The sequence below is a fragment of the Streptomyces sp. NPDC005648 genome (assembly GCF_040605395.1).
GTDB lineage: Bacteria > Actinomycetota > Actinomycetes > Streptomycetales > Streptomycetaceae > Streptomyces.
This window is the reverse complement of record NZ_JBEXCS010000005.1, coordinates 114,621-128,217: the sequence shown is the minus strand read 5'-3', so window position 1 is coordinate 128,217 and position 13,597 is coordinate 114,621. Positions and strand designations below refer to the sequence as shown.

10 protein-coding genes and 1 pseudogene are annotated in these 13,597 nt (G+C 71.9%); 4 read left to right on the top strand and 7 right to left on the bottom strand.

Going from position 1 to position 13,597, the window contains the following annotated elements; all coding sequences use genetic code 11:
- Positions 1 to 43: 43 nt before the first annotated feature.
- Positions 44 to 721 carry a nucleotidyltransferase domain-containing protein gene (locus ABZT17_RS04635; RefSeq protein WP_356343620.1) on the bottom strand — a complete coding sequence of 226 codons (678 nt, stop codon included), beginning with the start codon at positions 719 to 721 and terminating at the stop codon, positions 44 to 46.
- A gap of 150 nt (positions 722 to 871) precedes the next feature.
- Between ABZT17_RS04635 and ABZT17_RS04630 the strand changes: the two genes are divergently transcribed.
- Together ABZT17_RS04630 and ABZT17_RS04625 are read left to right on the top strand one after the other, a co-directional pair.
- Positions 872 to 1,870 (top strand): LLM class flavin-dependent oxidoreductase, encoded by a 999-nt coding sequence (locus tag ABZT17_RS04630; protein ID WP_356343617.1) that lies wholly within the window; start codon positions 872 to 874, stop codon positions 1,868 to 1,870.
- Positions 1,871 to 1,880: 10 nt separating this feature from the next.
- Positions 1,881 to 4,232 carry an excinuclease ABC subunit UvrA gene (locus ABZT17_RS04625; protein ID WP_356343615.1) on the top strand — a complete coding sequence of 784 codons (2,352 nt, stop codon included), beginning with the start codon at positions 1,881 to 1,883 and terminating at the stop codon, positions 4,230 to 4,232.
- 310 nt (positions 4,233 to 4,542) lie between these two features.
- On the opposite strand, the pseudogene ABZT17_RS04620 reads toward ABZT17_RS04625, so the two are convergent.
- The 6 genes and pseudogenes from ABZT17_RS04620 to ABZT17_RS04595 all read right to left on the bottom strand — a co-directional run.
- Positions 4,543 to 5,628: pseudogene (locus tag ABZT17_RS04620) on the bottom strand (right-handed parallel beta-helix repeat-containing protein); the annotation flags it as partial.
- A gap of 343 nt (positions 5,629 to 5,971) precedes the next feature.
- A complete protein-coding gene (locus ABZT17_RS04615; protein ID WP_356343613.1) occupies positions 5,972 to 6,913 on the bottom strand; it encodes a lysophospholipid acyltransferase family protein in 942 nt (313 codons plus the stop codon).
- Positions 6,914 to 6,924: 11 nt separating this feature from the next.
- Positions 6,925 to 7,695 carry a GNAT family N-acyltransferase gene (locus tag ABZT17_RS04610; protein WP_356343611.1) on the bottom strand — a complete coding sequence of 257 codons (771 nt, stop codon included), beginning with the start codon at positions 7,693 to 7,695 and terminating at the stop codon, positions 6,925 to 6,927.
- A 223-nt stretch (positions 7,696 to 7,918) separates the two neighbouring features.
- Positions 7,919 to 8,668 (bottom strand): succinate dehydrogenase/fumarate reductase iron-sulfur subunit, encoded by a 750-nt coding sequence (locus ABZT17_RS04605; RefSeq protein ID WP_356343609.1) that lies wholly within the window; start codon positions 8,666 to 8,668, stop codon positions 7,919 to 7,921.
- Positions 8,665 to 10,611: a fumarate reductase/succinate dehydrogenase flavoprotein subunit gene (locus ABZT17_RS04600; RefSeq protein WP_356343607.1), complete on the bottom strand. Its 1,947-nt coding sequence runs from the start codon at positions 10,609 to 10,611 to the stop codon at positions 8,665 to 8,667. The genes ABZT17_RS04605 and ABZT17_RS04600 overlap by 4 nt, the downstream gene beginning before the upstream one ends.
- 1 nt (position 10,612) lies before the next feature.
- Positions 10,613 to 11,284, bottom strand: coding sequence for a succinate dehydrogenase (locus ABZT17_RS04595; protein WP_356343755.1), 672 nt, complete (start codon positions 11,282 to 11,284; stop codon positions 10,613 to 10,615).
- Between the two features lie 120 nt (positions 11,285 to 11,404).
- On the opposite strand from ABZT17_RS04595, the gene ABZT17_RS04590 reads away from it, so the two are divergent.
- On the top strand, positions 11,405 to 12,292 hold the full coding sequence (locus ABZT17_RS04590) for a LysR substrate-binding domain-containing protein (RefSeq protein WP_356343604.1): 888 nt from the start codon (positions 11,405 to 11,407) through the stop codon (positions 12,290 to 12,292).
- Between the two features lie 43 nt (positions 12,293 to 12,335).
- Positions 12,336 to 13,589 carry a PQQ-binding-like beta-propeller repeat protein gene (locus tag ABZT17_RS04585; RefSeq protein ID WP_356343602.1) on the top strand — a complete coding sequence of 418 codons (1,254 nt, stop codon included), beginning with the start codon at positions 12,336 to 12,338 and terminating at the stop codon, positions 13,587 to 13,589.
- Positions 13,590 to 13,597 lie beyond the last annotated feature (8 nt).

Here is a 13,597-nt window from a genome sequence, read left to right as displayed (position 1 = left end):
GTGCTGAGGGCTGAGGGCGCGCGCCGACCGGGCGCGCGCCCGGTCACACCGCGGCCGTCGTGTCGTAGAAGTGCGCGCGAACCCGGCGGAGCCAGGCCTCGGCCGGTGCCTCGTCGGGGTGTTCCGGCAGGACGGTCCGGGTCTCGGCGAAGGCGGACTCGTAGGCCTCCAGCACCGGCCGGGCGGCTGAGGGGTCGGCGGCGACGCGCTCGCCGAAGCGGTGGTACTCCTCGGGATCCTCCAGCCGCACCGTCAGCCGCCCGGTGGCGTACAGCTCCAGGCCCTGGTGGCACAGCCGCTTCAGGTGCCGGGCGTGCTTGGCGGTGCGGCGGTCGCCGTCGCGGCCCTGCAGTCGCCTGAACTGCTGGGTGGCGTAGCCGAGATAGGCGTCCCGGACCCGCTTGGCGGACAGCAACGACCCGCGGATGCCGATGAGTTCGTCGCCCAGCGGGGTGCGCACCTCGTACAGCTCGTCCGGCAGCCACACCAGCTCCATGACGGTCGGGTTGCCGCTCAGCGCGAGCCGGCACCACTTCGCCGCCTCGTGCAGGGTGTGGTCCGGTGCCGTGCCGACGTGGGACTCCTTCGGCGCGTGCAGCCCGAGCAGGGTTTCGGTGGGCGCGGCGAACAGGCCGAGGCGGTCGACGTCGGAGCCCTCGCGGGCGAGTCCGTACGCGGTCGAACCGACGATGCCGGAGAGCAGTACGTTCGGGACGGTCATGGACGGCCGCCTTTCCGGGCAGGGCGAAGCGAGCGGGTACGGCCGCGGAGCGGGCGCGTCCCATTGTGCTGACCTGCGAGGATCCGGGGCATCCGGTTTTCCGTGCCGCCGCGGCGGGAATGCGGCGCGGGCACGGTTGTTGAACCCGGTGTGAGTTCAGTGATCGCCGCCACCCGCTTCTCCGTCCTCGACCGCTCCCGCACCCGCGAGGGCCACTCGAACGCGGAGGCGCTGCGGGACACCGTGGGGCTGGCGCGGGAGCTGGAGCGGCTCGGCTACCACCGGTTCTGGGTCTCGGAGCACCACGGGGTGCCGGGGGTCGCCGGCTCCGCGCCGACCGTGCTGGCCGCCGCCGTCGCGGGCGCGACCCGGACCATCCGGGTCGGCACGGGCGGAGTGATGTTGCCCAACCACCGACCGCTGGTCGTGGCCGAGCAGTTCGGGGTGCTGGAGTCCCTCTTCCCCGGCCGGATCGACATGGGGCTCGGCCGGTCCGTCGGGTTCACCGACGGGGTGCGCAGGGCGCTGGGGCGTGACAAGGGGGCCGCCGAGGACTTCGCCGGCCAGCTCGACGAGCTGCTCGGCTGGTTCCGGGGCACCTCCGGCACGGGGGTGCACGCCCGCCCGGCGGAGGGACTGACGGTGCCGCCGTTCGTGCTGGCGATGGGCGAGGGCGCCGACATCGCGGCCCGCGCGGGCCTGCCGATGGTGATCGGCGACCTCCGCGACCGGGAGAGGATGCGGCGCGGCATCGACCGCTACCGCGCCCGGTTCCGCCCCTCCCCCTGGGCGCCCGAGCCGTACGTCGTCGTCTCCGGCACCATCGCGGTGGCCGCCACGCCCGAGGACGCCCGGCGGCTGCTCGTCCCGGAGGCCTGGTCGATGGCGTACTCCCGCACCCATGGCACCTTCCCGCCCCTGCCGCCCGTCGAGCGCGTCGAGGGGCTCACGATGACCGCGAAGGAACGCGGCTTCTACGAGGCCGGACTGACCGGGCAGCTCGCCGGCACCGAGGACCAGGTCGCCCACGAGCTGGAGACGGTGCTGAAGGAGACGGGCGCGCAGGAGGTCCTGGTCACGACCAGCACGTACGACCGCGGGGCCCTGCTGGACTCCTATCGCAGGCTGGCGGCGATCACCTCCGGTTAGAGTCGTCCCCATGCACGACCCCGGCGGCCCCCACGACCCGTACGTCCGTGTCCGAGGCGCCCGCGAGCACAACCTCCAGGGCGTGGACGTCGACATCCCGCGCGACGTGCTGGCCGTGTTCACCGGTGTGTCGGGTTCCGGGAAGTCCTCGCTGGCGTTCGGCACCATCTACGCCGAGGCCCAGCGCCGCTACTTCGAGTCGGTCGCGCCGTACGCGCGCAGGCTGATCCACCAGGTGGGGGCGCCGAAGGTCGCCGAGATCACCGGTCTGCCGCCCGCCGTCTCCCTCCAGCAGCGCCGCGCCGCCCCGATGTCCCGCTCCTCCGTGGGCACCGTCACCAACCTCTCCAATTATCTGCGCATGCTGTTCTCCCGCGCCGGCGACTACCCGCCCGGCGCCGAGCGGCTCGACTCGGACGCCTTCTCCCCCAACACGGCCGTCGGCGCCTGCCCCGAGTGCCACGGGCTGGGCCGGGTGCACCGTACGACCGAGGAGTCGCTGGTCCCCGACCCCTCGCTGTCGATCCGGGAGGGCGCGATCGCCGCGTGGCCGGGTGCCTGGCAGGGCAAGAACCTGCGCGACATCCTGGACGCCCTCGGCCACGACGTGGACCGGCCGTGGCGCGAACTCCCCGCCGAACAGCGGCAGTGGATCCTGTTCACGGACGAGCAGCCGGTCGTCACCGTCCACCCGGTCAGGGACGCGGACCGTATCCAACGGCCCTACCAGGGCACGTACATGAGCGCCCGCCGCTATGTCATGAAGACCTTCTCCGACTCCAGGAGCCCGACCCTGCGGGCCAAGGCGGAGCGCTTCCTGACCAGCGCGCCCTGCCCGGTCTGCGGCGGGAGCAGGCTCCGCCCCCAGGCGCTGGCGGTGACCTTCGCGGGCCGTACGATCGCGGAGCTGGCGGCCCTGCCCCTGGTGGAACTCACCGCGCTCCTGCACGGCACCTCGGAGACGGCCCGCGTCCTCACCGAGGACCTCAGGGCCCGTATCGCCCCGGTCCTCGAACTCGGCCTCGGCTACCTCGGACTGGACCGCGCCACCCCCACCCTCTCGGCCGGCGAACTCCAACGCCTGCGCCTGGCCACGCAGTTGCGCTCCGGCCTGTTCGGTGTCGTCTACGTCCTCGACGAACCGTCCGCCGGTCTGCACCCGGCGGACACCGAGGCCCTGCTGACCGTGCTGGAGCGGCTGAAGACGGCCGGGAACTCGGTGTTCGTGGTCGAGCACCACCTGGACGTCATGCGCGGCGCCGACTGGCTCGTGGACGTGGGCCCGCACGCCGGGGAGCACGGCGGCCGGGTGCTGCACAGCGGACCGGTGGCGGACCTGGTGAAGGTCGAGGAGTCGGCCACGGCCCGCTACCTGTTCGACCGCTCGCCCGCCCCGGCCCGCCAACTCCGCACCGCACGCGGCCGGTTGACGGTCGGCCCGGTCACCCGGCACAACCTGCGCGGGGTGACGGCCGAGTTCCCGCTCGGTGTGTTCACCGCGGTCACCGGCGTGTCCGGTTCCGGGAAGTCCACGCTCATCGGCGAGATCACCGAGGAACTGCCGGGTGTACGGCGGCTGGTCTCGGTCGACCAGAAGCCCATCGGGCGCACCCCGCGCTCCAATCTGGCCACCTACACGGGTCTGTTCGACGTCGTGCGCAAGGAGTTCGCGGCGACCGAGGAGGCACGGTCGCGCGGTTACGGTGTCGGCCGCTTCTCCTTCAATGTCGCGGGCGGACGCTGCGAGACCTGCCAGGGCGAGGGGTTCGTCAGCGTGGAGCTGCTGTTCCTGCCGAGCACCTACGCGCCGTGCCCGGACTGCGGCGGGGCGCGCTACAACCCCGAGACGCTCGAAGTGACCTACCGGGGACGGAACATCGCGCAGGTGCTGGACCTGACCGTGGAGAGCGCCGCGGCCTTCTTCGCCGGGACCCCGGCCGTGGCCAGAAGCCTGGCCACCCTCCTGGACGTCGGTCTCGGCTATCTCCGGCTCGGCCAGCCGGCGACGGAACTGTCCGGCGGGGAGGCCCAACGCATCAAGCTCGCGAGCGAGTTGCAGCGTGACCGGCGCGCCCGGACCCTCTACCTCCTCGACGAGCCGACGACCGGTCTCCATCCGGCCGACGTCGAGGTCCTGATGGGCCGGCTGCACGGGCTGGTCGACGCCGGGCACACCGTGATCGTCGTCGAGCACGACATGTCGGTGGTGGCGGGCGCGGACTGGGTGATCGACCTGGGGCCGGGCGGCGGGGACGCGGGCGGACGGATCGTGGCGGCGGGGACACCCCGGGAGGTGGCGGGGGCGGCGAAGAGCGCCACGGCGCCCTATCTGACGCGGGCGTTGCGGCCGGGCGAGCGCTGAGGCCGCGTCCGCCACCGCCCGCCGACAGGCCTCAGGCCGCGGCGTCCGTCTCCGTCCTGGGGAACGAAGCCACCGGTCGAGAACGTGGGGAGCAGCGGTATCGCGGGCTGGCCCGGACCGTGGCCACCTGGAGTTCGGTGAGCACGAGCCGCAGTGCCCCGGCGGCCCGGACGCCGGCCGCCCAACCACCGTGGCTGACGATGCCGAGGGTGGGGACAGAGCGCGTGTACTCAGCCGCGACCGAGAACACGCGCCATGCCAACGAGGGTCCCGGCCCTCAGCGGCCGGGACCCGCGTCACCTGCCGGTCGCTACGGCGTCACCACCTTGCCGCCGAACGTCACCGCGAGGCTGCCGTTCGAGGCGAAGGACCAGCCCAGGGCGCCGGAGTACGAGGAGCAGCGGGAGCCGTTCGTACCGGTCCAGAACTGGTTGCTGCTGTCCGCGTCGCCGACCGTCTTGTCGTTGGAGCCGGAGACCGCGAAGCGGCACGAGGTGTTGGTGCGGAAGACCGATGTGCCGGCGTCGAAGGAGAAGTTGCGCTGCGCGTTGTCGACGCCGACGTTGTCGGAGATCGCCATCGTGCCGGGGTTGCTGTTGTAGGTGAACCCGTGGTGGCCGTTGCGGTAGGCGATGCTGTGCCGGACGACGTGGTTGACCGCGATGTCGTCGCCGCCGAGCTTGTAGCCGTTGCGGTCGCCGTTGGCGTTCACGGTGCCGTCGCTCAGCGTGCCGTTGCCGTAGGAGAGCGAGTACTCGATGGTCACCGGGCCGATCGCACCCGTGTCGGTCTTGGTGAAGAGGTCCCAGCCGTCGTCGATGTTGTTGTGCGAGACGTCGTAGCGGAACACGTTTCCGGTGCCCGTCGTGAGCTTCGAGGCGAAACCGTCCGCGTCCTCCCCGTCGGAGTCCGAGTTGTCGTGGGACTCGGAACTGACGATCAGGTTGTTCGACGGCCACTGCGAGCTCGGGGTGCTGGAGGAGATACGGCCCAACTGCAGCCCCGTGTCCCGGTTGTACGCCGTCACCACGCGCTCCACGACGTTGTTGCTGCCGCCGACGTAGATGCCGTTGTCGCCGGCGTGCTGGACGGTGATGCCGTAGAGGTGCCAGTAGTTGGCGTTGAGCTGGATGCCCCGGTTCGACGAACTCTCGCTCTGCGCCGAGAAGTTCAGCACCGGCGTCTCGCCCGGGTAGGAGGTCAGCGTGGTGCGGGCGCCGGATGTGCCGTTGCTGCCCGCCGGGATCGTGACCGTCGACGAGTAGTTGTACGTCCCGCCGCGCAGGTAGATGGTGCCGCCCGAGGCGATACGGCTGATCGCCGTGGCGAGCGTGGTCGGGGCGGACTGGGTGCCGGCCGCGCTGTCGGTGCCGCTGGGTGACACGTACTGCGTACTGCTCGCGGCCTGGGCGGGTGTGCCCGACAGCCCGACGAGTGCGCCGGCCAACAGACTGACCGACGCGAGGACGGATCTCACGTGCATGGGGTTCCTCCGGTTCGTGCGGGGACCAGGGGTGCCGTGCAGGAGAAAGCGCTTTCTCGTGTTCTCAGACGGGAACGTAAGCGCTTGCTGTGAACGCGTCAATAGCCGGGTTCTTGATTCTTATTCACAGATATGAACGGAAGCGGCCTTGCCGAGGAGGCCTGTGCCGAGGAGGCGTGTGCCCAGGAAGGTCCACGGGCGCGGATACGACGAAGCCCGGCGGTCCGTTTCCGGGCGCCGGGTGGTCGTGGTGAGGTCAGGCGTCGGCAGCCGGGGAGCCGGCCGCTCGCGCGGCCGCGGTCCGGGTTCGCCCGGTGACCTCCGCGAAGGCGACGGCGATGCCCCTCCTCCGGACCGCGCCCGGGGTTTCCCGGCGGCCCGGGCCGGTGGGCCGGGCCGCGGCCGCCAACGCGGCGTGCGTCCAGTCGGGTCGGTCCGTGGCCCCCGGCTGCGCGGCCCGTGCCAGGGAGCGGCGGTCGGGGTGGGCGCCCGCCGGGATGGTCTCCCGTACCTCCACCTCGGCGACGAGCCCCCGTGTCATCGCCACCCGCCACACCGAGGCCAGCAGTGAGTCCTCCCCGATGAAGGCGGGTGCCGTGCTGGCGGGGCCGTCGGCCACCCGATAGCCCAGGTGCACGGGCTGGACGGGGACTTCGGCGTCGAGGGCGGCCTGGAAGACGGCGCGGCGGAAGGGGCCCTGGGCGCGCCCGCACCAGGTGCTGCCCTCGGGGAAGACCCCGACGGCCTGCCCGGAGCGCAGCGCGCCGGCGATCCGGGACACGGTGTCGGGCAGGGCCCGCAGCCGGTTGCGGTCGATGAACAGGACACCGCCGCGGGCGGCCAGCGGACCGGCGACCGGCCAGTCCCGGATGTCGGACTTGGCGAGCATCCTGGCGGGCCGGACCGCGGCGAGCAGCGGGATGTCCAGCCAGGAGATGTGGTTGGCGACCAGCAGCACTCCGCCGATGGCGGGCGCGGCGGCGCCGGTGACCCGGACCCGGACGCCCGCGGCCCGTACGATCAGCCGGCACCACCGCCGCACCCACTCGGCGGGGATCCTCCCGCCGAGCGGCGTCAGCGCGATCCCGACGAGCATCAGGACCACGACCGCCGCGATCCGCGCCACGGCACGCGGTACGGCCGTGGCGGACCCCGTCTGCTCGATGCACGCCCCGGGGGTGCAGGGCGCGCTCGGCATCCAGACGCTCATCAGGCCGGGACGAGGGAGAGGAAGTGCCGTAGATAGCGCGCGTTGACACGGCGCATCGACAGCAGCACGTACAGGTCGGCGACCCCGAAGTCCGGGTCGTGGGCGGGCTCGGCGCACACCCAGGCGCCGAGCCGGAGGTAGCCGCGCAGGAGGGCGGGAAGCTCGGCGGGGGCGGCCGGGGCGGCGGCGGTGGGGACCCAGGGCAGCAGCGGCCGTACGCGGTACTCCTCGGGAGCCAGGTGCTTGGCCCGCACCCGGTCCCAGGTCGCGGAGGCGAGGGCGCCGCCGTCGGCGAGCGGGATCGAGCAGCAGCCGGCCAGCCACTCGTGCCCGCGGTCCACCATGTAGCGGGCGATGCCGGCCCAGATGAGGCCGATGACGGCGCCGTCACGGTGGTCGGGGTGCACACAGGAGCGGCCGACCTCGACCAGGCCGGGGCGGATCGCGTCGAGCGCGGTCAGGTCGAACTCGCCCTCGGAGTACAGCCGTCCGGCGATCGCGGCCCGCTCGGGCGGCAGCAGCCGGTACGTCCCGACGACCAGGCCGGTGATCTCCTCGCGCACCAGCAGGTGGTCGCAGTACGCGTCGAAGGCGTCGATGTCGTGGCCCGGCTGCGGGGTGCTCAGCAGGGCGCCCATCTCCCCGGCGAACACCTCGTGCCGCAGCCGCTGCGCGGCCCGCACATCGGCCTCGTCACGGGCGAGGGAGACGGAGTAGCGGGTGGGGGCCGCGGGTTGCGCGGGGCGGTCGAGGGTGGTTACGCCGGTCATGGCACTCTCCTGGTCAACGGCCGGGGACGGCGGAGCAACGCGCGGGCCGGTGCCGTAGGTCCGGCCGCAACAGTTCTTCCGATGCCGACTGACCTTCGCGTGTCCGGTGCGGGGAGAGCGGGTGTGAGGTTGCTGAACGGCAAGTCCCGGACATGCGAGACGGGGCCGGGGAGCACCCTCCCGACCCCGCCCGTCCGCACGAGTTCGGCGAACGTTCACAGTGCTAGCGCTTCGCGGACTTCCGCGTGGCCCGTAGCCACTCCCTGTTCATGCTCGTGATCGACACCAGGGGAATGCCCTTGGGGCAGGCGGTGGCGCACTCGCCCGTCAGCGTGCAGCCGCCGAAGCCTTCCTCGTCCATCTGCGCCACCATGTCCAGCACCCGGGTCTCCCGCTCGGGCGCTCCCTGCGGCAGCACGTTCAGATGGTTGACCTTGGCCGAGGTGAACAGCATCGCCGCCCCGTTGGGACAGGCCGCCACACACGCCCCGCAGCCGATGCACTCCGCGTGCTCGAAGGCGAAGTCGGCGTCCGGCTTGGGCACCGGTGTGGCGTGCGCCTCGGGTGCGGCCCCGGTGGGCGCGGTGATGTACCCGCCGGCCTGGATGATCCGGTCGAACGCGGACCGGTCGACGACCAGGTCCTTGATCACCGGGAAAGCCGACGCCCGCCACGGCTCGACGTCGATCGTGTCTCCGTCCTTGAAGGACCGCATGTGCAGCTGACAGGTGGTGGTCCGCTCGGGACCGTGCGCGTCCCCGTTGATCACCAGGGAACACGCGCCGCAGATGCCCTCGCGGCAGTCGTGGTCGAAGGCCACCGGGTCCTCACCGCGCAGGATGAGCTCCTCGTTGAGCGTGTCGAGCATCTCCAGGAACGACATGTCGGAGGAGATGCCGTCCACCTCGTACGTGGACATGGCGCCGTCGGCGTCGGCGTCGCGCTGCCGCCAGACGCGCAGGGTGAGCTTCATGCGTAGCTCCGCTGGGTGGGGTGGACGTACTCGAAGACCAGGTCTTCCCTGTGCAGGGTGGGAGCCTCGCCGGTGGCGGTGAACTCCCAGGCCGCCGCGTAGGAGAACGCGTCGTCCCGGCGGGCGGCCTCGCCGTCCGCTGTCTGCGACTCCTCGCGGAAGTGGCCGCCGCAGGACTCGGCGCGGTGCAGCGCGTCGAGGCACATCAGCTCGGCGAGCTCCAGGTAGTCGACGACGCGGTTGGCCTTCTCCAGCGACTGGTTGAACTCCTCGCCGGTGCCGGGCACCTTGACGCGCCGCCAGAACTCCTCGCGGATCTGCGGGATGCGCTCCAGGGCCTTGCGCAGACCGGCGTCCGTCCGGGCCATCCCGCAGAACTCCCACATCAGCTCGCCGACTTCGCGGTGGAAGGAGTCGGGGGTGCGGTCGCCGTCGACCGACAGGAGCAGGTTGAGCCGGTCCTCGGTCTCCGCCAACGCCTCCTGCACGACCGGGTGTTGGTCAGTCACCGGTTCCTGGTGCGGGTTGCGGGCGAGGTAGTCGTTGATGGTGGCGGGGAGGACGAAGTAGCCGTCGGCCAGGCCCTGCATCAGCGCGGAGGCACCGAGCCGGTTCGCCCCGTGGTCGGAGAAGTTGGCCTCGCCGATCGCGAACAGGCCCGGCACGGTGGTCTGCAGGTCGTAGTCGACCCAGAGCCCGCCCATCGTGTAGTGCACCGCCGGGTAGATCCGCATGGGCACCTCGTACGGATCCTCGTCGGTGATCCGCTGGTACATGTCGAAGAGGTTGCCGTACTTGGCCTCGACCGCTTTTCGCCCCATCCGCTTGATGGCGTCGGCGAAGTCGAGGTAGACGCCCTGGCCGCCGGGGCCCACCCCGCGTCCGTCGTCGCAGACGTTCTTCGCGGCGCGGGAGGCGATGTCGCGTGGGACCAGGTTGCCGAAGGAGGGGTAGATACGCTCCAGGTAGTAGTCGCGCTCGTCCTCGGGGATCCTGTTCGGCGGCCGGTCGTCGCCCTTGGCCCTGGGCACCCAGATCCGGCCGTCGTTGCGCAGCGACTCGCTCATCAGGGTCAGCTTCGACTGGTGGTCGCCGGTGCGCGGAATGCAGGTGGGGTGGATCTGGGTGAAGCAGGGGTTGGCGAAGTAGGCGCCGCGGCGATGGGCCCGCCAGACTGCCGTCGCGTTGGAGTTCATGGCGTTCGTCGACAGGTAGAAGACGTTTCCGTAGCCACCGCTCGCCAGTACGACGGCGTCCGCGAAGTACGTGTCGACCTTTCCGGTGACCAGGTCCCGGGCCACGATCCCGCGGGCCCGCCCGCCGACCACGATCAGGTCGAGCATCTCGGTACGGGGGTGCATCTCGATGTTGCCCGCCGCGATCTGCCGGCTCAGCGCCTGATACGCGCCCAGCAGCAGCTGCTGGCCCGTCTGGCCACGGGCGTAGAAGGTTCGCGAGACCTGTACGCCGCCGAAGGAGCGGGTGTCCAGCAGACCGCCGTACTCCCGGGCGAAGGGGACGCCCTGTGCCACGCACTGGTCGATGATCTCGACGGAGATCTGCGCGAGGCGGTGGACGTTGGACTCGCGGGCGCGGAAGTCGCCGCCCTTGACGGTGTCGTAGAACAGCCGGTGGACGGAGTCGCCGTCGTTGCGGTAGTTCTTCGCCGCGTTGATGCCTCCTTGCGCGGCGATGGAGTGGGCGCGGCGCGGGGAGTCCTGGTAGCAGAACTGGACGACGTGGTAGCCCTGTTCGGCGAGGGTCGCGCCGGCGGAGCCGCCGGCGAGGCCGGTGCCGACGACGATGACCGTGTGCTTGCGCCGGTTGGCCGGGTTGACCAGCCTGGCCTCGAAACGGCGCCTGTCCCAGCGCTCGTTCACCGGTCCGTCCGGGGCCTTGGTGTCGGCGACGGGTTCGCCGGTGACGTAGTCGGTGTAGGTCATGTCAGCTCACCACTCCGGTCATGACGCCCACGGGGACGGCGACGAAGCCGGCCGTGAGCAGCACTGCGAGGACGTTGCCGATGGTCTTCAGGGCGCGGTCGCGGGCGCGGCTGCCGACCCCGAGGGTCTGGGCGGCGCTCCAGAAGCCGTGCCGTACGTGCAGGCCGAGGGCGAGCATCGCGACGATGTAGATGACGTTGCCGTACCAGGTGGAGAAGGTGTCCACGACGTTCTGGTACGGGTGGCCAGGCTGGAAGCCGCCGCTGTGCACGGTGCCGGTCGTGAGGTCGAGGATGTGCCAGACGATGAACAGGCCGAGGATGGTCCCGCCCCAGCGCATGGTCCGGGTCGCGTAGGTGGCCTTCGGCCTCTTGTGCACGTACTTGCTGGGCCGTGCCCTGATGTCGCGTCGGCTTAGCTGGTAGGCGGAGACGGCGTGCGCGACGACGGCGGCCACGAGCACGACGCGGATCAGCCAGAGCGTCCACTCGTAGTGCATGAACGGCTCGCCGATGGTGCGCAGCCAGTGCGCGTAGTGGTTGAACTCGCCCGCGCCGAAGAAGATCTTCAGGTTGCCGATCATGTGGACGACCAGGTACAGCAGCATGAGCAGCCCGCTGACGGCCATCACCGTCTTCTTGCCGACGGTGCTGTCCCACACGGTGCGCGCCATGGACGGCCGTCGGTCCGTCCGCGTTGCCAGAGCCATGGGTCAAGACGCTAGGGCCGAAAGACCCCATCGGTCCAAGACATGGTCTGGCTCGTTTCGATAGCGGGAGCCTATGCTGGGCGGGTGCAGTTCCAGCAGCTCCAGTACTTCGTGGCGGTCGCCGAGACCCGGCACTTCACCCGGGCCGCCGATCTGGTCCATGTCGCCCAGCCGTCCCTGTCCCAGCAGATCAAGGCGCTGGAGCGGGAGCTGGGGGCCGATCTGTTCCTGCGGGCGCGCGGCAACATCACGCTGACCGACGCGGGCGAGGCGCTGCTGCCGCTGGCCCGCCGCATCCTGGCCGACGCGGACACCGCCCGGCACGAGGTGCAGGAGCTGGTGCAGCTGCGCAGCGGCCGGGTGCGGCTGGGGGCGACACCGAGTCTGTGCACCGGGCTGCTGCCCGACGTGCTGCGCGCCTTCCACCACCGTTATCCCGGTATTCGGCTGCTGATCGAGGAGGGCGGCTCGCACGACCTCGTGCGGGAGCTGGCGCGCGGCGCCCTGGACCTGGCCCTCGTGGTGCTGCCGCTGCCCACGCCGTCCCCCGCGCTGACGACGGTGGAGCTGCTGCGCGAGGACCTGGTGGTCGTCTCGTCACCGGAGGCGCCCGCGCCCGGGGGCCGGGGCCGGCGGACCGTCCGGATCTCCGACCTGGAGACGGAGCCTCTGGTGATGTTCCGGCACGGCTACGACCTGCGTGAACTGACCGTGGCAGCCTGCCGGGCCGAAGGGTTCGAGCCCGTCTTCGCCGTGGAGGGCGGGGAGATGGACGCGGTGCTGGGCTTTGTGCGGGCGGGGCTGGGGGTGGCCGTCGTCCCGCGGATGGTGGCGACACGGACGGGCCGGGGACTGCGGGTCACCCCCCTGGCGCGGCCCGGCCTGCATCGGGCGATCGCCCTCGCGCACCGCAGCGACGTGGCCCCGCCGCGGGCGGCACGGGAGTTGCAGCGGATGCTGCTGGAGCGCTGAGGGGTCGTAGCATGGGGGTTCTCTCACACGGGGGTGGGCGGGGATGAAACGGCGGATCGCCGCGGTGGGCGCGGCGCTTCTGGTGCTGGTGGGGTGCTCGGGCCGCTCCGCGTCGGGCAACTCCGCGTCGGGCGGCCCGAAGAGCCCGGCGGTCTCGTCGCCGTCCGGCGGCTCGGGGCCGACGGTGCAGACGACCTCGGTGTCCGTCTCGGGCCCCTGGCGCGCATGGACGGCGTCCATCACCCGCCCGGAGGCCCACGGCAGTTGCGGCGCGACCGCGCACCAGGTGGTGTGCGCGACCAACTCCGGGACGCTCGTGGGGCGTTCGAGAGCCGACGGCCGAGTCACCTGGACCGTGCCCGGCGACGCCCACGGCAAGACCGTCCAACTCCTCGTCGACGCGGCCGACGAGCGGGCCGTCGCCGGAGTCGCGGGCGTGCTCCGCGCGGCGGACCTGCGGACGGGTGAGCAGGCGTGGACCCGTCGACTGCCCACCGGTCGCGCCTACGTCTCCCTCGCCGCCACGGACGGGATCGTCTACGCCCTGCACGCACCGGACCCCTTCATCCGCACCGGCGCCGTCCTCGACGCCGTCCGCGCGTCCGACGGCACGCCCCTGTGGCACCGGAACGTCACCTGGAGCACCGGCGAGCCCCTCGCCGCCTTCCGGGGCCGCGTCTACACGGCCGACGGCGTCACCCGGGTCACCGCCCGCGACGCCCGCACCGGCGCCACCGTGGCGACCAGTCCCGCGGGCGTCGAGTGCCAGCACCTCGTCACCGGCGGCCACTACCTGGTCTGCACCGGCAGCCCATACTCGGCCGGGGACGTCTTCCCGCCCATGCGGCGCCTGGATCCGGCGACGCTGAAGCCGCTGCCGACCCCGCGGAACACGATCGACAAGCCCGTGCAGGGTGTGATCTCCGACGACGGGATCCTGGTGCTGTACGAGGCCGGCGCCGAGGACACGAGCGCGGGCGACTGGTACGCGTACGACCTCGAGAACGACCGCAGGCTGTGGAGCACGTACGCCACCAGGACGGACGGCGCCGGCGTGGCCGGACGCCGGTTCGTGACCTTCACCCCCGGCAACGGCAGCGCGCGGGGCCGCGTGATCACGATCGACCTGCACGCCGGTCCCCAGGGCACCGGAAGCGCGGCGCCCCGCATGTCCCCGGCCTACTCGCAGACGAGGGACGGCGAACACCCCGAACTCGTCGTACCGGGCGGGGACACGGGCCACGTCGTCGTCATGGCCCGCACCCACGGTTCGCTGCGGTCGTTTCCGCTGCCCTAGGACCCGGG

Bases quoted from the DNA above. Each gene is read 5' to 3' on its own strand.
- ABZT17_RS04585 (WP_356343602.1), top strand. From the start codon at position 12,336: ATGAAACGGCGGATCGCCGCGGTGGGCGCGGCGCTTCTGGTGCTGGTG.
- ABZT17_RS04600 (WP_356343607.1), bottom strand. From the start codon at position 10,611: ATGACCTACACCGACTACGTCACCGGCGAACCCGTCGCCGACACCAAG.
- ABZT17_RS04605 (WP_356343609.1), bottom strand. From the start codon at position 8,668: ATGAAGCTCACCCTGCGCGTCTGGCGGCAGCGCGACGCCGACGCCGAC.
- ABZT17_RS04615 (WP_356343613.1), bottom strand. From the start codon at position 6,913: ATGCCGAGCGCGCCCTGCACCCCCGGGGCGTGCATCGAGCAGACGGGG.
- ABZT17_RS04635 (WP_356343620.1), bottom strand. From the start codon at position 721: ATGACCGTCCCGAACGTACTGCTCTCCGGCATCGTCGGTTCGACCGCG.
- ABZT17_RS04610 (WP_356343611.1), bottom strand. From the start codon at position 7,695: ATGACCGGCGTAACCACCCTCGACCGCCCCGCGCAACCCGCGGCCCCC.
- ABZT17_RS04625 (WP_356343615.1), top strand. From the start codon at position 1,881: ATGCACGACCCCGGCGGCCCCCACGACCCGTACGTCCGTGTCCGAGGC.
- ABZT17_RS04595 (WP_356343755.1), bottom strand. From the start codon at position 11,284: ATGGCGCGCACCGTGTGGGACAGCACCGTCGGCAAGAAGACGGTGATG.